Consider the following 23,592-nt stretch of genomic DNA (forward strand, 5'->3'; position numbering starts at 1 on the left):
CACGCTAGGCGACCGCCTTGCGCCCGACGCTGCGCAGCAATTGCGTGACGCGGCCCATGTACTGGTCGAAGCACTGGTCGGCCTGGGCCTGGCTGTCGATGGGCCGCTCCACGGTGCGGCCCTCGGCCTCCAGCCTGGCGCGGACGTCGGGCTTGGCCAGCGCTTCGCCGATGGCCTTGCGCAGTGCCGCGACGCGCTCGGCCGGCGTGCCCTGCCTGACGAAGTAGCCGCCGCTGATGGTGTATTCGAAGTCGGGTACCTGGCGGCTCAGCGAGATCAGCGGGATGTGCCTGAGCGGCGCCGGCAGCGCGCGCGAGAAACTCGTCAGCACCTTGAGCCGCCCCATTCCCTGCATGCTGTCGAAGCTCGACTGGTAGGGCAGGATGGCGAAGTCCACTTCGCCGCCGGCGAGGCCCTGCAGCGCCGGCGCGGCGCCCTTGTAGGGCACGTGCAGGAAGGTCGCGCCGGTGCGCGCGCCGAGGGCGTCGCCCATCAGGTGGTAGATCGAGTCGATGCCGACGGTGGCGTAGGTGAGCGGCTTGCTCCGGTTCTGCCTGGCCAGGTCCAGGAACTTGTCCAGCGAGTCGGCCGCGAGGCCGCTGCGCACGAGCAGCACGATGTTGGCGTCGCTGACCGGGGCGGCCAGCAGGAAGTCCTGGGGCTTGTAGCGGGCGGAGGGGTTCAGCAGCGGGGCGAGGAATACCTCGTTGATCGAGCCGGCGAAGAAGGTATAGCCGTCGGCCGGCGCCGCCAGCACCTTGTTGGCGCCGATCAGCCCGGTGCCGCCGCCGTAGTTCTCCACCACGACCTGCTGTTTCACGCTCTTGCCGATGGACTCCGCGAAGATGCGCGCGGACGCATCGGTCGCGCCGCCGGCAGGGTAGGGCACCACCAGCGACAGCGGCCGGCTTGGATAAGGTTCCGCCGCCCGGGCGGGCAGGCCGGCGAGCAGCGTGGAGCCGGCGCCCAGGCCGGCGTACTGGAGGAAGCGGCGGCGTGTCTGCGAGGTCATGGTTGTCTCCCTGTCTGACGATGGCTTGTGGTTTCTTGTGGTTTCTTGTGGATTCGGGGGGGGGGCGGTCGGATGGGCTCAGGCGAGGTAGCTCTGCGCCAGGCTGGCCCAGAACGCCGCCCCGACCGGCAGCGCCCTGTCGTTGAAGTCGTACAGGGGGTTGTGGACCATGCAGCCGCCGTCCTCGCCGAGGCCGTTGCCGAGCCGGATATAGGCGCCGGGACGATGCTCCAGCATGTAGGCGAAGTCTTCGCTGCCCATCACCGGCCCGCGCGCCACCACCTTGTCGTCGCCCAGCAGCCGCACCGCCACTTCGCGCGCGCGCTCGGTCTGGCGCTCGTGATTGACCAGCACCGGATACTTGCGCTCGTAGACCACCTCGGCCTCGAGCTGGAAGCTGCGGGCCTGGGCCGCGACGAAGTCGCGCAGGCGCGCTTCGATATGGGTGCGCACCTTGGGATCGAGCGCCCGCACGCCGATCTTGATGGTCGCGCTTTCGGGTACCACGTTGTAGGTGGCGCCCGCCTGGATCGAGCCCACGGTGATGACTGCCGCCTTCAGCGCGTCGATCTCGCGGCTGACGATGGACTGCAGGCCGAGCACCATGCTGGCCGCGCCCTGCATCACGTCGATGCCGTGGTGGGGCATGGCGCCGTGGGCCGAGCGCCCGTGCAGCGTCACCGTGGCGCGGTCGAACGAGGCCATGGCCGGGCCGGCGATCAGGCCGACCTGGCCGACCGGCAGGCCGGGCGTGTTGTGCAGGGCGTAGACCTCATCGCAGGGAAAGCGCTCGAACAGGCCGTCCTCCAGCATGCGCAGCGCGCCGCCCTCGTTTTCCTCGGCAGGCTGGAAGATCAGGTTCAGCGTGCCGTTGAAGTCAACGGATTCGGCCAGATAGCGCGCCGCGCACAGCAGGATGGCGGTGTGGCCGTCATGCCCGCAGGCGTGCATCTTGCCGGGCAGCGTGCTGGCGTAGTCCAGCCCGGTCTTTTCCTGGATCGGCAGCGCATCCATGTCCGCGCGGATGCCGAGGGCGCGCGTGCCCGAGCCCTTGCGCAGCCGGCCGACCACGCCGGTCGTGCCGAGGCCGCGATGGACCTCGTAGCCCCAGGCGGCCAGCCGTTCGGCGACGAGGTCGCTGGTGCGGCGTTCCTCGAAGGCCAGTTCAGGATGCGCGTGGATCCGGTGGCGGATGGCGACGAACTCCGGGGCGATGGCGTCGATGGCGCGCAGCAAGGCGGAAGGGGTGGCGGGGGCGGTGGATGCGGTCATGGTGCGCTGGGATCGGGGGTGGTTGGTCGCATTATCCGCAGAGGCGTCCGTCGCATCCATGACAGCGGAAGCGGAGAATCGTTGTATAAATGACAACATTCAAATCACCGCATACGAGGCGCCGGCGCCATGGAAGAACGGATGGAGGATGTGCTGGACCGCAGGCGGGCGCTGTGCCTGCTGCAGATCATCGAGACCGGCTCGGTGCGCGGCGCGGCGGATGTGCTGTCGCTGGACCCGTCGGTGGTCAGCCGCGCCGTGGCCAAGCTGGAGCAGGACACCGGCCTGACGCTGCTGGAACGGCGCGGACGGGGCGTGGTGGTGACCGATGCCGGGCGCATGCTCGCGTTGTTCGCGCGCCGCCAGCAGGACCTGCACGACACCTTCCTGGCCGAGGTGAACAGCCTGAAGAACGCCCAGCGCGGCCACATCGAACTGGCCTTCGGCGAGGGCTTCATCGACATGGTGCTCGAACCCGTGCTGCGCGACTTCCTGGTCGCGCATCCGGGCGTGACCTACAACATTCGCGTGGCCGGCACCGAAGAGACCGTGCGCTGCATCGTCGAAGACATGGCGCATATCGGCCTGGTGTTCCAGCCGCCCAACGACGCGCGCCTGCGCTCGCATTATTCCCGGCTCTCCCCGATCCGCGTGCACGTGCGCAAGGACCATCCGCTGGCACGCCGGCGCAAGGCGCTGAGCCTAGCCGACCTGGCGCCGCACCAGGGCGCGGCACTGGTCGAGTCCTTCGGCGTGCGCAAGCACGTGCAGGCAGCGGAACTGGACGAGCAGGTCACGCTGAAGCCGATGCTCGTCACCAACTCGTTCAAGGTGCTATGGGAGTTCGCCGCGCTGGGGCTCGGCTACATCATGACGCCGCGCTCGATCCCGCTGCAAGGCGCGCAGTTCACCGACCTGGTGTCGCTGCCGCTGGCCAACCCGATCCTGAACCACAGCCGGATCCATGTGGTCACGCGCAGCGGGCGGCCGTTGTCGCCGGTGGCGGGCAGGCTGCTGCGGCATGTGGTGGAGGTGTTTCCGAAGGTTTGAGCGCGCCGGTCGCTCGCTGGCGGCCACGCGCTGCCATGCGCGCTCCGTCAAGCCCTGTTCGAACTGCAGGGTGCCTGCAGGGTGCCGTATGAGAACAGCCGTTCGCTGGCTTGCAGGGTATCTGGCATGCGTCCTCCGTTTCGGGAGGATCGATCTTACCCGCCCCGGCCAGGCGGGGCCGTGCGCCCGGCGTCGTGCCCCTGGACTTGGGCGATGGCCGCCGTGAAGTCGCGCAGGAACTCGCCGATCTGCGCGGCGTATGGCGGGGCATGCAGCAACGCCGCGATGTCCTCCGGCGTCCTGCCGATCAGCGGGATTCGCAGGAACGGTTGCTCCAGGAAGCTGCTGCTTACCGTCGCGAGCACGAGCCTCAGCGAGGCCAGCATGTCATCGCCCCGGTGCGAGCCGTGCACCAGGGCCACCGGCTTGCCGACGATCTCGAAGCGGGAGACCATCCAATCGATGGCGTTCTTGAGGCCGCCCGGGATGGCGCGGACATACTCGGGGCTCGAGATGATGAGCCCGTCGGCCCGGGCGACGAGGTCCAGGAACCTGGCGACTTCGAGCGGGGCATGTTGCTCGAAGTCCGGGGAAAAGACCGGCAGCCTGTCGAGATGGTGAAAGACCGAGAACTCGATGCCGGCCGGCGCGAGCGCCTGCATCGCCTTCAGCATGGCGGTATTGGTGGAGGCCTCGCGGGCGCTGCCGGAGATGGCTAATAGATGCATGGGAACGAGGTAGAGGCGGGTTTCCTTACGGAGGCGGTTCCACCTCTGCGCGGGTGGCTGCTACCCGCATCATAGGCCCGTGGCCTCGGCGCGACGACGGCCTTGGCGTGTCGGCAAAGGCCATGCCCTCGGAAGCCGGCCGGATGGCGGCATCGCCGGCGTGGAAGCCGGCCGAGCGGCGGCGCGCTCCGCTCGGCAGGCAGCCATCGTCATCGTGGCATGCCGGCCGAATTCCACAGCATCTCCGCGCGCGTGCCCGTGCGGCAGTACGCGAGGACCGGCTTCGGCAGGCCTGCCACCAGCGCGCGGAAGGCCGCGGCGGCCTCGTCGGTGACGCGGCCGGATTCCACCGGCAGGTAGCGCACCGTCATGCCGAGCGCGCCGGCGACCTCAGCGATCTGCGCGAACGGCGTCTGTCCGGCGGCCTCGCCATCGGGCCGGTTGCAGACGATGGAGCGGAAGCCGATGGCGTGCGCGGCGCGTACGTCGGTGCCGCTCAACTGCGCGCTGACACCCACCTCATCCGATAGCTGCTTGACCTGAAGTGTCTGGCCGCTTTCCTCCGCTTCCCGGCAGCGCTCGATGGCCCGGCGGAAACACGCGACCGCAAAGTCGACATCGTCCTGGGTGGTGAAGCGGCCGAGGCTCAGCCGCACCGTGCGTGCCGCGGCGTCCGCGTCCAGGCCGATCGCGGTCAGCACGTGGGAGGGTTTGCCGGCCGCCGAGTTGCAGGCCGAGGTGGACGAGATGGCCAGGTCGTCGCCCAGCATGGAAGGGGAGAAGCCGGGCAGCGCCACGGTCAGGCTGACCGTGTGCGGAATCCGCCTGGCGCCGCGGGCGTTCTGGGTGACGACCCCCAGTGCCCGCACACCGTCCAGCAGGCGTTCGCGCCATTGCGCGATGCGCTGGTTGTCCGACGCCATCTCCGCGCGCGCCAGCTCGCATGCCGTGCCCATGGCGACGATCTGGTGGGTGGCCAGGGTGCCGGAGCGCAGTCCCTGCTCATGGCCGCCGCCGTGCATCTGGCAGGCAATGCGGGGCGCGATATGGCGATTCACATAGAGTGCGCCGATGCCCTTCGGCCCATAGAACTTGTGGGCCGACATCGACAGCAGGTCGATCCCCATCGCCTTCACGTCGATCCCGGTCTTGCCGACGGCCTGTGCCGCGTCGACGTGAAGCAGGGCGCCGGCAGCGTGGACGGCGCGCGCGATCTCCGCGACGTCGGTGAGGGTTCCGATTTCGTTGTTCACCAGCATCAGGGAGACGATGCCGGTGTCCGCGCGCAGTGCCGCGGCGACGGCGGCCGCAGAGATCTCGCCGGCCGCGTCGGGCGACAGGCGGGTGACGGCAACCCCGAGGTGTTCGAGGTGGCATGCCGTGTCCAGGATGGCCTTGTGCTCGAGCCTGCTGGTGACCAGGTGGCGGCGCGCCGGCTCGGCGTCGAAGAAGCCCTTGAGGGCCAGGTTGTTCGACTCGGTCGCGCCGGAGGTCCAGATGATCTCATCGGCCTCCGCGCCGATCAGGCCGGCGACCTGCGCGCGGGCCTGCTCGACCAGCGCCCTGGCCTGCCGCCCCGCGGCATGCGTGTTCGACGCCGGGTTTCCGAAGGCGCCGTCGGCGCCCAGGCAGCCAAGCATTGCCGCGATGACCCGGGGATCCGCCGGGGTCGTTGCCGCGTAATCGAAGTACCGCAGAGTGTCCGTGCTCATGATCCGTCATCCTTGAGAGTGATGGAAATGTTACGCGGCGCACGCGGAGGGCGATTCCAAAATGGGCTGCAGGTGCGGACCTTATTGGGATGAAATCCTAATAAATAAAAAGAAAAAGGAATAATTTTCCACCGGATGAGCGGACTCCGATACTGGCACTTCCTATACCAGGATCGATGCTTGCCTTGTTGCGCTTCCAGAGCCGGCGAACAATGCGCGTTCACTCACCCATCGCGCGCTCGTTCCGGGCACCGGAGGATCCGTTGCCGCCGCCAGCCCCGTGCTGCGAGAACATGGTGCCGGCTTGGCCAAGCCAGGCAAGTCCATCGCAAGGACCGCGGGCCGGGCAACCCGGCTGCGCGGCTCCGGCGGCTCCAAGCGGCTCCAAGCGGCTCCAAGCGGCTCCAAGCGGATCGAGCGTGCGACCTGATTTCGCCAAGGAGCACCTGCCCATGAAGATCGCCATCCTCCCCGGCGACGGTATCGGACCCGAGATCGTCGCGGAAGCCACCAAGGTCCTGGATGCCCTCGACCTGCCAATCGAAATGGACTACGCGCCGGCAGGCGGGGTCGCCTATGCGGCGCACGGCCATCCGCTGCCGGAAGCCACGCTGCAACTGGCGAGAGAGGCCGATGCCGTGCTGTTCGGTGCCGTGGGCGACTGGCGCTACGACCAGCTGGAGCGCCACCTGCGCCCTGAACAGGCCATCCTCGGGCTGCGCCGGGACCTGGGCCTGTTCGCCAATCTCCGGCCGGCGCTCTGCTATCCGCAGCTGGCCGGGGCCTCCAGCCTCAAGCCCGAGCTGGTCTCCGGCCTCGATATCCTGATCCTTCGCGATGCCACCGGCGACGTCTACTTCGGCCAGCCGCGCGGACGCCGCATGGCGGCGGACGGGCATTTCCCGGGCGATGACGAGGGCTTCGACACGATGCGGTATGCGCGTTCCGAGGTCGAGCGCATCGCCCATGTCGCCTTCCAGGCAGCGCGCCGGCGCCGCCGGCGTGTCACCAGCGTGGACAAGGCCAATGTGCTGGAAACCTCCCGGCTCTGGCGCGACGTCATGAGCGAAGTCGGCAAGGCCTATCCGGACGTGGCGCTGGAGCACATGTACGTCGACAACGCGGCCATGCAGCTGGTCAAGGCGCCCAAGGCGTTCGACGTGGTGGTCACCGGCAATATGTTCGGGGACATCCTCAGCGACGAAGCCGCCATGCTCACCGGCTCCATCGGCATGCTGCCGTCGGCCAGCCTGGGGGCGGGCAAGCGGGGACTGTACGAGCCCAGCCACGGCAGCGCCCCCGACATCGCCGGCCAGGGCATCGCCAATCCCCTGGCGACGATCCTGTCGGCCGCCATGATGCTGCGCTTCTCGCTCGCTCAGGCGGACGCCGCGGACCGCATCGAGGCGGCGGTCAGGGATGTCATCGCCTCGGGATTGCGCACGGCGGACATCCATGCCGCAGGCACGACCCGGGTCGGGACATCCGCGATGGGTGACGCCGTCGTCGCCGCCTTGCGCGCGGGTCAGCTGCCGGTCGAGGCGTAGTGGCGCACGCCGATGCGCCAGGCGCCGAAGGCGATGGCGAGGAAGGCGAATCCGGCGAGCGGCGACACCAGCCCGGTCCAGGCCGGCGCGCCGAGCGGATCGGGCTTGCCCAGGATGGCCAGCGCGGGATAGTAGGCCACGCAGGCCAGGGGCACGGCGAAGGTCAGGATGCGGCGGAACCAGGCGGCGTACAGCGCGATCGGGTACTGGGCCGCCTCGACGCCGCCGTAGGTGAACACATTGGCGATCTCCAGGCTCTCGATGGTCCAGAAGGACAGCGTGCCTTGCAGCACGAGGATGCCGAGGAACAGCGCCACGCCGCCCGCCAGCGCGAAGAGGGCGATCGCGGTGGCCGCCGGGGTCCAGGCGATGCCGCCCTGCACGGTGGCGAAGGCCAGCACCATCAGCCCTTGCAGCAGCCGTCCCAGCCGGCTGATGCGCACGTCGTAGCCCATCAGTTGCAGCGCCAGCGGGCGCGGGCGCAGCAGCAGGCGATCGAATTCGCCGGTGCGCAGCAGGGTCGTGCCCAGCACGTCGAAGCCGCGCCCCAGCGCATCGGCGAGGGCGAACATGCAGTTGACCAGCCCGTAGCACAGCGCCACTTCGCCGATCTTCCATCCCTGCACCTCGCCGAAGCGGTGGAACAATGCCCACACCGCCACCACCTCGATGCCGGTGGCGAGGAACTGGCCCAGGGTGAGCATCAGCGCCGAGGCCGGGTAGCGCGCCTGCCCCGCCAGCGAGGACAGGGCGAGGCGGGCGAACAAGGCGAGCGATCCCATGGGCTTCATTTCACGCATTCCCCTCATCGTCCTCATCCCCCCTGGACCTCGAGCCGGCGCATGGTGCGGCCCATGGCCGCGTGGCCCACGCCGACCAGCAGCAGGATCCAGAAGGCCTGCAGGCCCAGTCCCGCCAGCGCCCGCGCGCCGGCCAGCTGCCCGGAGTAGAGGCGCACCGGGATATCCAGCACGCCGGCGAGCGGCTGCATCAGCAGCGCCATCTGCCAGGTGTCCGGCAGCAGTGCCAGCGGCAGCAGGTTGCCGGACAGCACGATCACGATCGGCGTCGCCAGCGCATTGATGCCGCGCTCGTTGAGCGCGGCCGCCGCGGCGATGTTCAGCAGCATCACGAGCGCGGTGGACAGCAGCAGCGCCAGCAGCACCGAGAGCAGGAAGGCCGCGCCCTCGGCTAGGCCGGCAGGCGGCTGCCAGCCCCATCCGCCGAGCCCGGCCAAGGGCAGCGCGATGGCCGCGAACACCAGCATCAGCGCCACGCGCGGCAGCACGCGCGCGGCGGCCCAGCCGGCGGAGCGCGCAAACCACAAGGCATAGGCGTCGACCGGCCGCAGGCGGTCATAGGCCACCGCGCCGGTGCGTACCGACAGCGCAATCTCCGGGTCGCCGCCCCAGGGCAGCAGCGCAAGCAGGCCCTGGGCCATCCACGTATAGGTGACGGACTGCGCCAGCGACATGGGCGCGCTTGCCGCCGCCGCGCCGCCGTAGAAGGCCGCCAGGATCATGATCTTGATGCCGCCCCACCAGCATTGGGTGGCGAAGCCGGCATAGGCCGCCGTGCGGTACTGCAGCATCTGCAGGAAGCGCGAGCGGAAAGCGGCGAGGTAGGGGCGCAGGCGGTCGGGTGGCGGCATGCGGGTCAGGCCTCGGCCGCGCCGTGCATGGCGTAGAAGCGCGTGATGACCGCCTCGATGGTCATGCCCTCGTCCTCCGCGTCTTCCGGCAGGCCGTCGTCGAGGCGGCGGGCCGCGACCACCTGCGCGCGCAGGGCGTCGACCGGGCAGTCGGCCAGCACGCGGCCGTGTCCGATCACGATCACGCGCCGGGCCAGGGCCTCGATGTCGTGCATATCGTGCGTGGTCAGCAGCACCGTGGTGCCGCGTTCCCGGTTGGCGCGCTGGATGAAGTCGCGTACCGCGAGCTTGGACGGCGCATCGAGTCCGATGGTCGGCTCGTCGAGGAACAGGATGTCGGGCTCGTGCAGCAGCGCCGCGGCGATCTCCGCGCGCATGCGCTGCCCCAGCGACAACTGGCGCACCGGCTGGTCGAGCAGGCGCTCGAGCTGCAGCAGCGCGACCAGTTCGTCGCGCGTGCGCGCGAAGCGCGCCGGGTCGACCCGGTAGATATCGCGCAGCAGGGCGAAGCCGTCGCCGACCGGGAGATCCCACCACAGCTGCGTGCGCTGGCCGAACACCACGCCGATGCGCGCCACATGCTTCTCGCGGTCGGCGAAGGGCACGCGCCCGTCGATCTCGACGCGGCCACCGTCGGGCCGCAGGATGCCCGCCAGCACCTTGATGGTGGTTGACTTGCCGGCGCCGTTCGGCCCGATGAAGCCGAGCAGCTCGCCGCGCTCCAGCGTGAACGACACGTCGGCCAGCGCCTCCACCGTGCGATAGCGCGGCCGCGCCAGCGCGCGCAGGGCGCCGAGCACGCCGGGGTCGCGCTCATGGATGCGATAGGTCTTGCGCAGATGGCTGACTACGATCTGAGGCATGGCGGCGGACAATCTCGGCCAAACGGGTGGGGGCGGGATTCTACCGGATGGGTTTGCGTGGCGCAAGATGGGGCGGCGCGCCACCCGCGGTGGCCGCAGGCCGCAAGGCCTAGAGCGGCCGCACTGTCAGCCGCAGCCCCATCGCCTTCAGGATCGACGTCAGGCTGCTCAATGCCGGATTGCCCTGCGCGGACAACGTGCGATAGAGCTGCGTGGTTAGGAAGAGGGATGTACCGCTTTGTTCGGCGCTCAGTCCGTAGCGGGTGGGATCGTGCATCGGCGGGCTCCTGGGCAGGGTTTGGGGGTGTGTCCGCCTACGTCATTCGGGCTGCTAAACCCGCTCGCCCCGGTTGGGGCGATAGCAGGACGATACCCGGCATCCACGCGCCGAGGTGTTTCCGATTGATACATCTGAATGCGTTTTCGCTTCGCCGTGCGTGCTGCGAGGCAAGTGCCGCGGCGCTTACCGCCGTCTTCCACCGCCTGGCCGCTTCCCGGCGCCGACGCCTGCCCCACCACCCCCCACCGCCTCGATCACCGGATACCGGTCGAAGATCTGCTTGATCCGCTGCCGCAGCCAGACGATGGCCGGGTCATGGTGGAAGCGTGGATGCCAGTACTGGCTGAGCGCGAATGTGGCCGGAGCCACCTGCCAAATTCCGCGTGGAAGGGTGACGCAGCGCGGGGCTGCTTTCCTGCGCCCGAGCGCACCGGGAAAGCGAGTTTCCCGCGTTCCGGCACGCCGCCAGGCAGCTAGTCGTTGAAGACCCGCGGCGCAATGCGCCCCATTACCGCTTCGGCGCCGGCGGGGGTAAGGTGGGAATCGTCGAACATGACGATATTGCCGCGTCCCGGGCCGGTCCGCGTCAGGCAGCCCGAGGCATTGCACATAGCGTCGTACGCGGAAATGTACTCGATGCCCAGGCTCTTCGCGATTGCGGATCCCTCCTGATCGTACTGCTTCGACAATGGGTCGAGCCCGAACAGTGTTCGTGCTGGCATGGTCTCGTGGTGCTCGCGCCAGAACAGCCAATAGAGCTTGGGCAGCGAGCTTTGCCAGGTGGCGACCTGTCCGATCAGGACGATGCGCTTGACTCCGATGGTATGCAGCGCATCAACGGTGCCACGTAGTGCCTGCAGGCGGTCGGTGGTCCAGTTTGCCGTCAGTAAGACGACCGCAGGCCGCGTTTCTCTGGCGCGCGCCAAGGCTTGTGCATTGGCCTGCGCGCAACGGGCCTCGCCACCGATCAGGGGCGGACATCCCGATGTGCTGAATTGCGCCAGTCGCACGCCCCGCTCCTGGCTGGCGCTGCGCACGCCGGGATAGAGGGCGGCGGATCGGGAATCGCCCCACAGCATGACCAGCGTTCCCGTGCCGGGGTCCACGCACGAGGTACTGAAAACGCGGTCCGCACCTTCCAGGTAGCATGCGCCGCGCCGCCAGAGCTTGTCGCGGTCGAACTGCACGCCATCGGCGAAGGCGCCGACCATCCTCGACATGCGGAATCCCATGCCGTCACGCTGGTAGGCGTTGTAGCCGGCGAGGCCGCATCCCGCCATCAGCAGCAGGAGCATGCCGACGATCCGTCGCGGATGCCGCGATTGGCGGATCGGCATTTCCAGATACCGATAGGTCAGGATGGCCAGTAGCAGACTGAGCAGCAGGGCAAGGGCGCGCCATGTCACCGGGGCTGTGCCGCTGCTGATGATCCGCAGTGCCGAAAGGAGTGGCCAATGGGCGAGATAGAGCGGGTAGCTCACCAGCCCGATCGCGACGAGCGGCGCCCAGCCGAGTACGCGGCGAGCAATGGTCCGAGTGGCTCCGGCGTCGATCAGCAGGTAGGCCGCCATGGTCGGGCCCAGCGCCCACCAGCCGGGAAACGCCGAGGAGGCATTGACGAAGGCGAGCGACAGCGCCAACAGGCTGAAGCCGGCCATCGATTTGACCTGGCCAAGCGGTGCCGATCGCCCTGCCGCAGCCTGCCGCGCATGGTCCGAATGGTGCCGATAGGCAAGCAGCGCCCCGATCATCGGCTCCCAGGCGCGCGTCAGTGGGGAGTAGAAGGCGGCGACGGCGTGGTGGTGCGCTACGCTGCTGATGTTCAGCGCGAACGATCCGAGACCTACGATAGCGATCGGCCAGAGCGGGGACTGGCGCGCGCGCAACGTGGCGAGCAGGAGAACCGGCCAGGCCAGGTAGAACTGCTCTTCGACGCCGAGCGACCACAGGTGGAGGAGAGGTTTGAGTTCCGCGGAAACGTCGAAGTATCCGGCTTCACGCCAGAGCACGAGATTCGCGATGGAAGCGGCGCCCGCCGCGATGTGCTTGCCCAGTTGCTTGAATTCCTCGGGCAGCATGTTGAACCAGCCGAAGGCATAGAGTCCGACGAAGACCAGCAATAGCGCCGGGAAGATCCGCCGTATCCGCCTGCTGTAAAAGCCGAGGAAGCTGAAATTGCCGGCGTCGATCTCGCGCAGCATGTGCTTCGTGATGACGTACCCCGATATCACGAAGAAGATATCGACACCGACGAAGCCCCCGCGCAGGAACCCCGGGAATGCGTGGAAAACCAGGACGGCGAGTACCGATATCGCGCGCAGGCCGTCGACGTCCGCGCGGTATCCTGCGATGCGGTCGTGGGTCAGTGGCGCGGCGTGCGAAGCGTGATATGGCGTGGCCACCGCACTGCGGCCGACGCCTTCCCCTGAAATCCCCATGTTTCCCGCAATCTCGCCCGCGAATTTCCGTGCCCGTGCACAGGTCGAAGGTCGCGATTTTCCCCCAAGCGTTGCGGAATCAAAGCGGCGATATGCGTGGTAAGCCGTGCTCTCTTTCTCCACACCCGATGCGCCGTTTTCGTGCTGCGGCGGGCCGGCAGCGGCAGCGGGCACTTACAGGACCGTCGCTCAGGCCGGCGCCAGCGTGTCGTTCTGCGCAGCGGATCGGGGAGGCAGATGGACGGATGGCATCATTGCTTTGGGCTGCCGGTTCTGGCGGTTCTCACATGCGTCTGCCCTTGGCGGGCTGCTTGCTGCGCCTTGCCGCCACCGCCGCGTCCCGGACGGTCCCCCCCACCGCCTCGATCACCGGATACCGGTCGAAGATCTGCTTGATCCACTGCCGCAGCCAGACGATGGCCGGGTCATGGTGGAAGCGCGGATGCCAGTACTGGCTGAGCGCGAACGGCGGCAGCGTGACGGGCGGTTGCACCGTGCGCACGATGCCGTAGCGGCAGAACACATTGGCGAGTTCCTGCGGCACGGTGGCGATCAGGTCGGGCTGCTCGTCCATCAGCAGCGGCACGGCGAGGAAGTGCGGGGTGTGCAGGTAGATGCGGCGGCGCAGGCCGTGGCTTTCGTAGGCGGCGTCGTAGGCCGGGCTGGTGCGGCCGGCCAGGCTGACGGCGATGTGCGGCATGGTTTCGAACTGCTCGCGGGTGAGGTGCTCGCCGACGTCGCGGTTCTTGGTGCTGACGATGGTGGCGAAGCCGTGCATGAAGATCTGCTGCTGGAACAAGGTTTCCGGCGCGGTGCGTACCGAGCCGAGCAGCAGGTCGGCTTCGCCGGAGGCGAGCAGGGCTTCGATCTGCGGAATGGGGACCTGCATGGTGCGCAGCGTGCAGTGCGGGGCGATGACGCGCAGGTGCTTGATCAGCGGGGGCAGGAAGACCAGCTCGCCCATGTCCGTCATGCATAGCGTGAAGGTGCGCTCCATGGTGGCCGGGTCGAAGCTCGCCTGCGGCAGCACGCGCGTGCGCATGGCGGTCATCACTTCGAGGATGGGGCCGGCCAGGGCCTCGGCCTTGGTGGTCGGCGCCATGCCTTTGCCGGTCTTGACGAAGAGCGGATCGTCGAAGTAGTCGCGCAGCCGGTTGAGGGCGTGGCTCATGGCGCTCTGGGTGAGGCCGAGCTGCTCGGCGGCGCGCGTCACGCTGCGCTCGCGCAGCATGGCGTCGAACACGCTCAGCAGGTTGTAGTCGAAGGCATCGTTATGCATGGCGTACATTCCAATCATGTTCGTCATGAGGTTGAGACATATTGGGCCGCTGCCTAGACTCCTGTCAACACGCCTCGCAGAAGGCGTCGATCACCGCGATCACCACAACACAGGAGACAACCATGGTCCGTTCCCACCCGCTGGGCTGGCTGCTTGCGCTCGCCGGCCTGTGCAGTCCTGCCGCCTGGGCCGATGTCCAGGTCGGCGTCACGCTGTCCCTCACCGGCCCCGCGGCATCGCTGGGCATTCCGGCCCGCCAGGCGGTCGACATGCTGCCGCGCGAAGTCGGCGGCGAGGCGATCCGCTACACGGTGCTGGACGACGCGTCCGATCCCGCCTTCAGCGTGCGCAACTTCCGCCGCCTGGCCGACGAACAGCAGGTCGACGTGGTGCTCGGCTCCTCGTCGACGCCGGCCACGCTGCCGCTGGCGGCGGTGGCCGCCGAGAAGGGCGTACCGCTGCTGAGCCTGGCCGCCAGCGCCAAGATCGTGCAGCCGATGGATGCCACGCGCCGCTGGGTCTTCAAGGTGATCCAGAACGAGGCCCTGATGATGCAGGCCACGCTGGCGCGCATGCAGCGGGACGGGGTGCGCACGCTGGCCTTCGTCGGTTTCGGCGACGCCTACGGCGAGGCCTGGCTCGGCGAACTGCGCGCGCAGTTACCGCCCGCCGGTATCCGGCTGGTGGCCGAGGAGCGCTATGCCAAGACCGATGCCTCGGTGGTGGCGCAGGCGCTGAAGGTCATGGCGGCCAAGCCCGACGCGGTCTTCATCGCGGCCTCCGGCACACCCGGCGCGCTGCCGCAGAAGACCCTGGCCGAGCGCGGCTTCCGTGGCAAGGTCTACCAGACCTACGGCATCGCCAACCGGGATTTCCTGCGCGTGGCCGGCAAGGACGCGGAGGGCGCGATCTTCGCGGTCGGGCCGGTGCTGGTGGCCGGCCAGCTGGCCGGCGCCAACCCGGTGCGCCCGGTCGCCGCCGATTTCGTGCAGCGCTACGAGGCGGTGCACGGCAAGCAGTCGGTATCGGTGTTCGCCGCCAATGTGTGGGACGCCGGCATCGTGCTGCGCCAGGCCCTGGGCAAGGCGCTGGCGACGGCCAGGCCGGGCAGCCCGGCCTTCCGCGCGGCGCTGCGCGATGCGCTGGAGACGACCCGCGACGTGGTGACCACGCAGGGCGTCTGCACCATGTCCGCCACCGACCATTCCGGCTACGACCGCCGCGCGGTGGCGATGGTGCAGATCCAGGGCGGCGACTGGAAGATCGTCGACTGAATCACTGAATCACTGAATCACTGAATTACCCAATCCCCGAATCACTGAAACCGGCCGATGCCCGCCCCACCATGCAGGCGCATCGCGCCGCTGCACATTGCAAAGGCTGGCAATGGCCGTGCCATTGCCGCACCTGGGAGAAACGAAGATGTTCATCCGCAATACCTGGTATGTCGCCGGCTGGGACAAGGAAGTCGGCCCGAGCGAGCTCTTCGCGCGCACCATCATCGGCATCCCCGTGCTGATGTACCGTGACGCGCAGGGCAAGGTGGTCGCGCTGGAAGACCGCTGCTGCCATCGCGGCGCCCCGCTCTCGATCGGCCGGCGCGAGGGCGATTGCGTGCGCTGTTTGTATCACGGGCTCAAGTTCGACACGGGCGGGCGCTGCGTGGAGGCGCCGGCGCAGCAGCGCATCCCGCCGCAGGCCAAGGTGCGCACCTTCCCGGTGGTGGAGCGGCACCGCTGGCTGTGGATCTGGATGGGCGATGCCGAGGCCGCCGATCCGTCCCTGATCCCGGATACGCATTGGCTGGACGATCCCGCCTGGCGCAGCCTCGACGGCTATATCCACTATGACGTCAACTACCTGCTGATCGCCGACAACCTGCTCGACTTCTCGCACCTGCCCTTCGTGCATCCCACCACGCTGGGCGGCAGCGAGGACTACGCCAGCGTGCAGCCGCAGGTGGAGCGGCTGGAGGACGGCGTGCGCATCACGCGCTGGACCCTCGGCACCGAGGCGCCGCCGTTTGCCAGGCAGGTGAAGCAGTGGCCGGGCAAGGTCGACCGCTGGAATATCTACAACTTCACGCTGCCCGCCATCCTGGTGATGGATTCGGGCATGGCGCCGGCCGGCACCGGCGCGCCGGAAGGGCACCGCGTGGATGCGGCCGAGTTCCGCGGCTGCCAGGCGCTGACGCCGGAGACCGAGCACTCCACGCACTACTTCTTCGCCCATCCGCACAACTTCGCCATCGACCAGCCGGAGGTGACGCGCTCGATCCACGAGAGCGTGGTGGCCGCCTTCGCCGAGGACCGCGACATCATCACCGCGCAGCAGCGCTCGCTGGCGCTCGAACCGGATTTCAAGATGATCCCGTTCTCCATCGATGCGGCACTGTCGCAGTTCCGCTGGGCGGTGGCGCGCCGCCTCGAAGACGAGGCACGCCAGCGCGCAGCGTCCCCGCAGGCAAAGGTGGCGTGATGGAACTGCTCGTCACCGCGCTGCGGCGGGAGGCCGAGGGGGTGCTGGGCGTGGAACTGCGCCACCCGGCCGGCGCGCCGCTGCCGGCCTTCGTGCCCGGCGCGCATGTCGATGTGGCCTTTCCCAACGGCTGCACGCGGCAGTATTCGATTGCCAGCAGCGCCGGGGATGGCTCCCGCTACTGGCTCGGGATCGGCCTGGCGCCGGCTTCGCGGGGCGGCTCGCGCTATGCGCACGAGCGCCTGCGTCCGGGCGACCGGCTCCAGGTCGGCGCGCCGCGCGCGCTGTTCCAGCTCGACGCCGATGCGGCGGGGCACCTGTTCATCGCCGGCGGCATCGGCATCACGCCCATCCTGAGCATGATCCGCTGGTGCATCGACCACCAGCGCTCCTGGCGCCTGCTGTACTGCGTGCGCTCGCGCCGCCATGCGGCCTACCTGGAGACGCTCGCGCCCCATGCGGCGCGCTGCCGGCTCCACGCCGACGACGAGCAGGGCGGTCCGGCGGACCTGCACGCCAGCCTGCGCGAGCTGCCCGCCGGCTGGCATGTGTACTGCTGTGGCCCGGGCGCGATGATGGATGCGGTGTCGGCCGGCGCCGGCGCGGCCGGGGTGCCCGCGCCGGCCGTGCACTTCGAGCGCTTCGCGCCGCCGTCCGCGCGGGGCGAAGCCGCCGAAGGGGGCGAGGGGGCCGAGGGAGCGGGCCCGGCGGACGGTGCCTTCGAGGTGGCGCTGGCACGGCAGGGCGGGCGTTTCACGGTGCCGGCCGGGCAGAGCATCCTGTCCGTGCTGGAAGGCCACGGACTATGCCTGCCGTCCTCCTGCCGCGAAGGCCTGTGCCGCAGTTGCGAGGTGCCGCTGCTGGCGGGCCGGGCGGACCATCGGGACTATGTGCTGAGCGAGGCGGAACGGGAAGCGAACCGCTCGATCCTGATCTGCGTGTCGCGGGCGGCGGGCGGGGAGCTGGTGCTGGACTTGTAGGCGGGGAGGGACCCGGCGCGATCGCCTGGCGGCATGCGCGGGCCCGCGGGTCCACGGGTCAGGCCGGGTCTGTGGCCAGCCGCGAGTAGATGGAGAAGTCGCCGGGCCGGCCCCGCACCATCCGATAGGACCGCAGCAAGCCCTCGCAGCGGTAGCCGCAGGCGGCGAGCACGCGCGCCGAGCGGGCATTGCTGCGCAGGACTACCGCCTGCACGCGCTGGAAGCCGTAGTGGGAAAAGGACCACGCGGTGACCGAGGCGCAGACGGCGCGGGCGATGCCTCGGCCCCAGTACGCAGGCGACAGGTCATAGGCGATCTCCGCCGCGCGGTTGGCCGTCGACACCGTATGGAAGCCGATGGTGCCGATCACCCCGGCCGTCGCTTGGTCGACGATGGCCATGCGGCGGATCGAGTCCGGTGCGGCGGAGGCGAAGCCCTCGAACTGCGGCGCCAGGTCCGCCGCGGCGTGCAGGTTCCAGCTGGTGTGCTCATAGACCTCGGGCAGGCTCAGGTAGGCATACCACGCGGCCATGTCGATGGGTTCGATCTGGCGCAGCAGGATGCCGGGGAGGCCGGAAGAGGGCGGATGGTCGATTCTCACCGTCAAGTGGGATAAGTCCAGGTGAGGGCATTGTAGCGAGGCGCGCCGGCGCTTCGGCAGCCGGCGCGTCATCCGTTCGCCGGGCGGCTTGACCGGACGGGCCGCGCGAGCGGCCTTGCCATCGCCGCCGGGGTGACAGCCGCCGCCTACACGCCTGCGTTCTCCACCACCCGTCCCTCGGCCCGCCAGCGCAGCATGCCGCCGGCGAGATTGGCCACCGACTCGAAGCCTGCCTGCCGCAGGATCACGGTGGCCTGGGCCGAGCGGCCGCCCGCGCGGCAGACGGTGACGACCGGACGCTCCGGCGCGATCTCGCCGCTGCGCGCGGCAAGGTCGCCGAGCGGGATCAGGCGGGCGTGCGGGATGCGCCCCAGCGGGCCGTCGAATTCGGCGGGTTCGCGCACATCGATGATCTGTGGCGCTTCCAGGTGTTCCTCCAGCCATTGCGGCTGGAGCTCCCAGATGCCGGCGAAGGTATAGCTGAGCGGCGCCCAGACCGGCTCGGCCTGCTGGGACGGAGCGCTGGCGGCGGCGCCGCACTGCAGGTTGGCCGGCACCGCGATGTCGATCTGGCGGGGATGGGGCAGGCGCAGGTTGCTGACATAGCCGACGAAGTCGCTCTCGCACAGTTCGCCGCCCAGGCGCGGGTTGAAGCGCCGTTCTTCGCCGACGCTGGTGACGGTGAGGCCGCGGTAGTCGTGCGCCGGGTACAGCAGGCAGGCGTCGGGAAGCGTGAAGAGCTTGTCCTGCACCGCGTGGAACAGGGCGTTGGCGTTGCCCTGCTGGAAGTCGGTGCGGCCGGTGCCGCGGATCAGCAGGCAGTCGCCGGTGAAGGCCATGCTCTCGTCGTCGAGCACCAGGCTGATGCAGCCGTTGGTATGCCCGGGCGTGGCGCGCACCAGCAGGTGGCGCGGGCCGAAGGCGACGGTGTCGCCGTCCTGCAGGTAGCGGTCGGCGCCTTCGGCGCCGCTGGCCGCGGAGATGGCGATGCGGCTGCCGGCATGCTGCTTGAGCAGCCAGGCGCCGGTCACATGGTCGGCATGCACGTGGGTGTCGACCGTCCACTGCAGGCGCAGGCCCAATTCGGCGATCAAGGCCAGGTCGCGGCGGGCCTGCTCGAAGACGGGATCGATCAGCACCGCCTCGCCGCTGGCGCTGTCGCCGAGCAGGTAGGTATAGGTGGAGGAGGTCTGGTCGAAGAGTTGGCGGAAGATCAGCATGGCGGGGGTCCTGAGGGGCAGGCCGCGTGGTGGAGGGGCCTGCGGCCGGATCCTGGGGTGGTCCGGGCGTTGCTTGCATTCTAGTCCACCAGTTGCCGGTGGCGGGAACGGCAGCGGCCGGCCATGCCGGGACAGGGTGCGCCGATGGCGGCTTCGCGCTACAGTGCCGGCCACGCCACGCCACGCCACGCCACGCCACGCCACGCCACGCCACGCCACGCCCGGCCATGTGCCACGGGCAGACGTCATCCACTCACCAGGATCTTTCATGACTCTGAAGCAACGACTGCAACGCCCCGACATCGTCACCGCCCCCGGTGTCTATGACGCCTTGTCGGCGCTGCTGGTCGAGCAGGCCGGCTTCGAGGCCGCCTACCTGTCCGGCGCCAGCATCGCCTACACGCGCCTCGGGCGGCCCGATATCGGCCTGCTCTCGCTCGACGACGTGGCCTCGGTCATGCGCCATATCCGCGAGCGCGTGGCCCTGCCCCTGATCGTCGATGCCGATACCGGCTTCGGCAATGCGCTCAACGTGATGCAGACCGTGCGCGTGCTGGAGCGTGCCGGCGCCTCGGCCATCCAGCTGGAAGACCAGGCCATGCCCAAGCGCTGCGGGCACCTCGACGGCAAGACGCTGATCCCGGCGGCGGAAATGGCCGGCAAGATCCGCGCCGCCTGCGATGCGCGCCGCGATGCCGACACGCTGATCGTGGCGCGCACCGACGCGGTCGCGGTGGAAGGCATGGAGGCGGCGTTGGCGCGTGCCGAGCGCTATGCGGAAGCCGGCGCCGACGTGTTGTTCGTGGAAGCGCTGCGCAGCCGCGCAGACATGGGCGCGGCCATCGCCCGCCTGGGCGGCCGCGCGCCGCTGCTGGCCAATATGGTCGAAGGCGGCAAGACGCCGGTGCTGTCCGCGGCCGAGCTGCAGGCGATCGGCTTCCGCCTGGTGATCTTCCCCGGTGGCACGGTGCGCGCGTTGAGCTTCGCGCTGCGCGACTACCTGCAGAGCCTTGGCGCGCACGGTACCACCACGCCTTACCTGGACAAGATGCTGTCCTTCGCGGCGCTCAACGATGTCATCGGCACGCCAGGGATGCTGGCGCTGGGCAAGCAGTACGAATGAAGGGCGGCGCGGTCCGGCCGGGTGAGCCGACCGGGCCGCGCTGCGGAAGCAGGGTAGGGCGCGCGCGCCGCCGCCGCGCTTATCGACCCGGGGTCTGGGCGCGCAGCCGCGCTTCCTGCTCGCGCAGTTCCGGCGTCATGGCATCGCCGAAGTCCTCCATGCCGAACAGCGGGCGGATCTCGATCTCCGATTCGCTTTCCATCGGGTTGGGGCAGCGCTTGACCCACTCCACCGCTTCCTCCATCGACTTGACCTGCCACAGCCAGAAGCCGGCAATCAGTTCCTTGGTCTCGGCGAAGGGGCCGTCGATCACCGTGCGCTCCTTGCCCGAGAAGCGCACCCGCTTGCCGCGCACGCTGGGCTGCAGGCCCTCGCCGGCCTGCATGATGCCGGCCTTGACCAGTTCCTCATTGAACTTGCCCATGGCCTCCAGCAGCTCCGTGCTGGGCATCTCGCCGGCTTCCGATTCGGCGCTTGCCTTCACTATCACCATGACTCGCATTGTTCTCTCCTGTTGGGATCGGGGACATAGGGGGAGCCTGCCCTCCTTCGGCGGCTCTCGCGTGGCGGGCGGCTCTGATGGTACGACGAAGGAGGCAGGCGGAAATCGACAAGGACAGATGAAAATCGTTGGCTGGCGCGAAAAAGTGCTGATCGGGGCGCTACGTGAGCGACTCCTGTCGCCAGGGAGTGACGCATCGGACGCATGATCCGGTTGCCTCCATTGGTGAAAAGTAGCTTGCAATTAAATCGTGAGCGATCTATATTCCTCTCCATGGCGAGCGCGACGGCGCAGGGATCCGAGGGGATCCCGAGCGGCAGCGGATCGCCTTTGCTGATTTTGCTGATGGCTTGTGCGGAATTGGGGGCTGGAGTCTTTCCCTGGTGTCGCTGCGGCAAATAAGTAGTGTGCGATTTAATCGTATGAAAATTCCGGCGGAAGCCTGTCGGCCCGCCCATCACAACCCAAGCAGGAGTCCTGTCATGTCGATCGAAAAAGTCCTCTACCGCGCCGAAGCCACCGCCACCGGAGGCCGCGACGGCCGCGCCGTCTCGTCCGACGGCGCGTTGGAAGTCAAGCTGTCCACGCCGCGCGAACTCGGCGGCGCCGGTGGTGATGGCACCAACCCCGAGCAACTGTTCGCGGCCGGCTATTCGGCCTGTTTCCTCGGCGCGCTGAAGTTCGTCGCCGCGCGTGACAAGGTGGCGCTGCCCAAGGATGTCGCGATCACCGGCAACGTCGGCATCGGCGCGATCCCGACCGGCTTCGGCATCGAGGTCGACCTGCGCATCGCGCTGCCGGGCCTGGAGCGCGACGTCGCCCAGGCGCTGGTGGACAAGGCGCACACCGTCTGCCCCTATTCCAACGCCACGCGCGGCAATATCGACGTGCGCCTGACCGTGCTGTAAGACCTGCGCGAATGGTGCCAAGGTGTCAGGACGAGCCTTGGCCGGCGGAGCGCCGCCAGCGCGGCCGGCCATGCCGGCCGCTTTGCTGTGTTCTTGCTAGCCGATGCCGGCGGTCTCCGGCGCGTGCCGCAGCGCCATCTCGCTGAATACCAGGGTTTGGTGCGCCAACTCGGCCGCGAGCGACAGCGCGCTGTGCTGCGCGCAGTCATCGCCGGCGTCGGGGCCACCATCGCCCGGCGCCTGCTCGCACAGCAGGCGCAGCAGCGCATGCAGTTGCGCGGCCTTCTGCTCGGCCACGCTCAGCGGGGTTTCCAGCGGGAAGCGCGTGGTCAGGTAGAGGTCGGGGCCGCTGCGTTCGGCGGCCAGGGTCTGGCGGGTGGGTTCGGGCATGGGCGTCCTCCAGGGCGATTGCAAGATCCGGCCGCGTGCTCGCGGCCGTCTACGTGGTCGGGACGCCAATCCCGGTTGCCGTGGTTGCGGCAACACGGTGAGCGTATCGCGGACTGATGGGCCGCGATGTTTCGGATCGAAACGTTTGGGGGAGAACTTGGGCCGATCGTCATGAGCCTGCGCGAATGGCCCCTGGGGAAGCGGATCGGCCTGGGGCGGCTCAGTACGACTGGTGCGCTGGCGGACCGTCCGAGGCGTCGTGGAAACGCCAGGTCGCCGCCAACTATTCCCCTTCTATGTGGGGAATGCGCGTACAGTGGGGGCATACCATCAACCGGAGAAGGCTGTGGATGCCTACCCGAGCGCCAACTACAAGGGCTTCGATCTCTACCCGCTGGTTTACCCATACGAGCCGCCGCGGGAATGGCATGAGCCCCGGCCCGACCGCGCGTACAACGCCTCGGTCGTGATCTGCCGCGAAGGCAGTCCGCCGAATGCCGAGCATGGCAGGGTCTTCGCGCTGCCGGTCGCGCAGTGGGAGAGCCTGGGTGCCGCGAAGCGTGCCGCCGTCAAGACCGGTGAGGAAATCATCGACGGCCTGGTGGAGGGCATGAGCACGGCCGGTCTTTGAGCCGGGCCCGTTGACCGTCTCGCGGCGGGCTCCAACCGGGATCCCGGCGGGCACAAAAAAAGCCCCGCATTGCGGGGCTTTTCTGCCTGGGAGGCGAGACTCAGATCGCTTCGATCTTGGTCGCTGCCGGGCCCTTCTGGCCTACGCCGGCCACGTAGCGGACCTTCTGGCCTTCCTGGAGCGACTTGAAGCCGCTGCCTTGGATTTCCGAGAAGTGCGCGAACAGGTCGTTGCCACCTGCGTCGGGCGTGATGAAGCCGAAGCCCTTGGAGTCATTGAACCACTTGACGGTACCGGTTTCCATGTTTGGATTCCTCAAAGAATTTCCGCCAGGAAAAACCGCTGGCGGAGCATGACGATCAAGGAAGAAACGAGGAAACGCTTGAAGTGTGTTACGCACCCAGTACTTCAAAGTTACTGCCTGAAAATCTTGCCCGCTCCTTATACCTGTATGTGGATGGAATGTCAAGGATTCGCCCCGGCGGCTGTGTCCGATCGGGCGCATGGAGCGTCACGCCTGTGCGGCGCCGGCTTTCCCGTTCATGATGGCTACCCTTGGCAGGGGCCGTTCCTTGCCCAGGACATTGGCCGTGGCCCCCATCACTCACGAAGGACGCGATATGACGCTCTGTCCGGCCTGCCAGGCCATGGAAATGCACAAGTTCGGCGCACCCGGGCACCCCGCCTTGCGGATCACGGATACCCAGCGCATCAAGCCGGCCAGAGGGCCTGCGCTGACTGTCAGCACCTTCGTGTGCCAGGTCTGCGGAACGCAGTGGACGTATCGCGACCAGAAGCGCGATCCCGAGGCGGGGTGGCAGCGATAGCGCTGCACGCGCGGGGTGCCGGCGGCGTGGGGGAACGGGCCGGTTCCTGCTGGCAGGTATCGAAGATGGTATCATTGCGCCTTATCACCGCATGCCGGTG

Annotated in this window: 23 protein-coding genes and 1 pseudogene; 9 read left to right on the forward strand and 15 right to left on the reverse strand. The window is 68.7% G+C overall.

Annotated features, from left to right (window positions below; translation table 11 throughout):
- Positions 1 to 4 precede the first annotated feature (4 nt).
- Positions 5 to 1,012 (reverse strand): tripartite tricarboxylate transporter substrate binding protein, encoded by a 1,008-nt coding sequence (locus BKK81_RS25555; protein WP_071018776.1) that lies wholly within the window; start codon positions 1,010 to 1,012, stop codon positions 5 to 7.
- Positions 1,013 to 1,090: 78 nt separating this feature from the next.
- Complete coding sequence (locus BKK81_RS25560; RefSeq protein WP_071018787.1) at positions 1,091 to 2,284, reverse strand: M20 aminoacylase family protein; 1,194 nt, start codon at positions 2,282 to 2,284, stop codon at positions 1,091 to 1,093.
- A 141-nt stretch (positions 2,285 to 2,425) separates the two neighbouring features.
- Between BKK81_RS25560 and BKK81_RS25565 the strand changes: the two genes are divergently transcribed.
- Positions 2,426 to 3,334 carry a LysR family transcriptional regulator gene (locus BKK81_RS25565; protein WP_071018791.1) on the forward strand — a complete coding sequence of 303 codons (909 nt, stop codon included), beginning with the start codon at positions 2,426 to 2,428 and terminating at the stop codon, positions 3,332 to 3,334.
- Positions 3,335 to 3,489: 155 nt separating this feature from the next.
- On the opposite strand, the gene BKK81_RS25570 is transcribed toward BKK81_RS25565, so the two are convergent.
- Entirely contained in the window at positions 3,490 to 4,008 is a 519-nt protein-coding gene (locus BKK81_RS25570; protein WP_231908223.1) for an NADPH-dependent FMN reductase, read from the reverse strand.
- A gap of 263 nt (positions 4,009 to 4,271) precedes the next feature.
- Complete coding sequence (locus BKK81_RS25575; protein ID WP_071018795.1) at positions 4,272 to 5,774, reverse strand: aminotransferase class V-fold PLP-dependent enzyme; 1,503 nt, start codon at positions 5,772 to 5,774, stop codon at positions 4,272 to 4,274.
- 452 nt (positions 5,775 to 6,226) lie between these two features.
- Here BKK81_RS25575 and leuB point away from each other — a divergent pair, with 452 nt between their 5' ends.
- Complete coding sequence (gene leuB / locus BKK81_RS25580) at positions 6,227 to 7,321, forward strand: 3-isopropylmalate dehydrogenase (protein WP_071018796.1); 1,095 nt, start codon at positions 6,227 to 6,229, stop codon at positions 7,319 to 7,321.
- On the opposite strand, the gene BKK81_RS25585 is transcribed toward leuB, so the two are convergent.
- The 6 genes and pseudogenes from BKK81_RS25585 to BKK81_RS25610 form a co-directional block, all read right to left on the reverse strand.
- The gene (locus BKK81_RS25585) at positions 7,300 to 8,103 is read right to left on the reverse strand and encodes an ABC transporter permease (protein WP_071022312.1); all 804 of its coding nucleotides are present in this window, start codon (positions 8,101 to 8,103) and stop codon (positions 7,300 to 7,302) included. The two genes, leuB and BKK81_RS25585, sit on opposite strands and share 22 nt — an antisense overlap.
- Before the next feature lie 32 nt (positions 8,104 to 8,135).
- A complete protein-coding gene (locus BKK81_RS25590; protein ID WP_071018798.1) occupies positions 8,136 to 8,972 on the reverse strand; it encodes an ABC transporter permease in 837 nt (278 codons plus the stop codon).
- A 5-nt stretch (positions 8,973 to 8,977) separates the two neighbouring features.
- Positions 8,978 to 9,835 (reverse strand): ABC transporter ATP-binding protein, encoded by an 858-nt coding sequence (locus BKK81_RS25595; RefSeq protein WP_071018800.1) that lies wholly within the window; start codon positions 9,833 to 9,835, stop codon positions 8,978 to 8,980.
- A 109-nt stretch (positions 9,836 to 9,944) separates the two neighbouring features.
- Positions 9,945 to 10,049: pseudogene (locus BKK81_RS35665) on the reverse strand (helix-turn-helix domain-containing transcriptional regulator); the annotation flags it as partial.
- Between the two features lie 539 nt (positions 10,050 to 10,588).
- The gene (locus tag BKK81_RS25605) at positions 10,589 to 12,727 is read right to left on the reverse strand and encodes an acyltransferase family protein (RefSeq protein WP_231908224.1); all 2,139 of its coding nucleotides are present in this window, start codon (positions 12,725 to 12,727) and stop codon (positions 10,589 to 10,591) included.
- Positions 12,728 to 12,836: 109 nt separating this feature from the next.
- Complete coding sequence (locus tag BKK81_RS25610; RefSeq protein WP_071022316.1) at positions 12,837 to 13,832, reverse strand: LysR family transcriptional regulator; 996 nt, start codon at positions 13,830 to 13,832, stop codon at positions 12,837 to 12,839.
- 122 nt (positions 13,833 to 13,954) lie between these two features.
- Between BKK81_RS25610 and BKK81_RS25615 the strand changes: the two genes are divergently transcribed.
- The 3 genes from BKK81_RS25615 (at position 13,955) to BKK81_RS25625 (ending at position 17,290) form a co-directional block, all read left to right on the forward strand.
- Positions 13,955 to 15,106 (forward strand): ABC transporter substrate-binding protein, encoded by a 1,152-nt coding sequence (locus tag BKK81_RS25615; RefSeq protein ID WP_071018802.1) that lies wholly within the window; start codon positions 13,955 to 13,957, stop codon positions 15,104 to 15,106.
- Between the two features lie 148 nt (positions 15,107 to 15,254).
- Positions 15,255 to 16,310, forward strand: a complete 1,056-nt coding sequence (locus BKK81_RS25620) for an aromatic ring-hydroxylating dioxygenase subunit alpha (RefSeq protein ID WP_071022319.1) — start codon at positions 15,255 to 15,257, stop codon at positions 16,308 to 16,310.
- The gene (locus BKK81_RS25625) at positions 16,310 to 17,290 is read left to right on the forward strand and encodes a PDR/VanB family oxidoreductase (protein WP_071018804.1); all 981 of its coding nucleotides are present in this window, start codon (positions 16,310 to 16,312) and stop codon (positions 17,288 to 17,290) included. The genes BKK81_RS25620 and BKK81_RS25625 overlap by 1 nt, the downstream gene beginning before the upstream one ends.
- A 58-nt stretch (positions 17,291 to 17,348) precedes the next feature.
- On the opposite strand, the gene BKK81_RS25630 is transcribed toward BKK81_RS25625, so the two are convergent.
- Both BKK81_RS25630 and BKK81_RS25635 read right to left on the reverse strand, forming a co-directional pair.
- Positions 17,349 to 17,891: a GNAT family N-acetyltransferase gene (locus tag BKK81_RS25630; RefSeq protein WP_071022322.1), complete on the reverse strand. Its 543-nt coding sequence runs from the start codon at positions 17,889 to 17,891 to the stop codon at positions 17,349 to 17,351.
- A 146-nt stretch (positions 17,892 to 18,037) separates the two neighbouring features.
- Positions 18,038 to 19,108, reverse strand: coding sequence for an MBL fold metallo-hydrolase (locus BKK81_RS25635; protein ID WP_071022325.1), 1,071 nt, complete (start codon positions 19,106 to 19,108; stop codon positions 18,038 to 18,040).
- Positions 19,109 to 19,379: 271 nt separating this feature from the next.
- Between BKK81_RS25635 and BKK81_RS25640 the strand changes: the two genes are divergently transcribed.
- Positions 19,380 to 20,234, forward strand: coding sequence for an isocitrate lyase/PEP mutase family protein (locus tag BKK81_RS25640; protein WP_071018806.1), 855 nt, complete (start codon positions 19,380 to 19,382; stop codon positions 20,232 to 20,234).
- Between the two features lie 79 nt (positions 20,235 to 20,313).
- Here the strand turns inward: BKK81_RS25640 and BKK81_RS25645 are convergent, their stop codons facing one another.
- A complete protein-coding gene (locus tag BKK81_RS25645) occupies positions 20,314 to 20,736 on the reverse strand; it encodes a YciI family protein (protein ID WP_071018807.1) in 423 nt (140 codons plus the stop codon).
- A gap of 482 nt (positions 20,737 to 21,218) precedes the next feature.
- On the opposite strand from BKK81_RS25645, the gene BKK81_RS25650 reads away from it, so the two are divergent.
- The gene (locus tag BKK81_RS25650; RefSeq protein ID WP_071018809.1) at positions 21,219 to 21,644 is read left to right on the forward strand and encodes an organic hydroperoxide resistance protein; all 426 of its coding nucleotides are present in this window, start codon (positions 21,219 to 21,221) and stop codon (positions 21,642 to 21,644) included.
- Positions 21,645 to 21,740: 96 nt separating this feature from the next.
- On the opposite strand, the gene BKK81_RS25655 is transcribed toward BKK81_RS25650, so the two are convergent.
- Complete coding sequence (locus tag BKK81_RS25655; protein WP_071018811.1) at positions 21,741 to 22,034, reverse strand: hypothetical protein; 294 nt, start codon at positions 22,032 to 22,034, stop codon at positions 21,741 to 21,743.
- Between the two features lie 346 nt (positions 22,035 to 22,380).
- Between BKK81_RS25655 and BKK81_RS25660 the strand changes: the two genes are divergently transcribed.
- Positions 22,381 to 22,665, forward strand: coding sequence for a hypothetical protein (locus tag BKK81_RS25660; RefSeq protein WP_071018812.1), 285 nt, complete (start codon positions 22,381 to 22,383; stop codon positions 22,663 to 22,665).
- Between the two features lie 100 nt (positions 22,666 to 22,765).
- Here BKK81_RS25660 and BKK81_RS25665 read toward each other — a convergent pair whose 3' ends face one another.
- The gene (locus tag BKK81_RS25665; RefSeq protein WP_071018814.1) at positions 22,766 to 22,969 is read right to left on the reverse strand and encodes a cold-shock protein; all 204 of its coding nucleotides are present in this window, start codon (positions 22,967 to 22,969) and stop codon (positions 22,766 to 22,768) included.
- Between the two features lie 316 nt (positions 22,970 to 23,285).
- On the opposite strand from BKK81_RS25665, the gene BKK81_RS25670 reads away from it, so the two are divergent.
- Complete coding sequence (locus tag BKK81_RS25670) at positions 23,286 to 23,492, forward strand: hypothetical protein (RefSeq protein ID WP_071022330.1); 207 nt, start codon at positions 23,286 to 23,288, stop codon at positions 23,490 to 23,492.
- Positions 23,493 to 23,592: the final 100 nt, after the last annotated feature.

It is taken from the genome of Cupriavidus sp. USMAHM13 (assembly GCF_001854285.1).
Classification (GTDB): Bacteria; Pseudomonadota; Gammaproteobacteria; order Burkholderiales; family Burkholderiaceae; genus Cupriavidus; species Cupriavidus malaysiensis.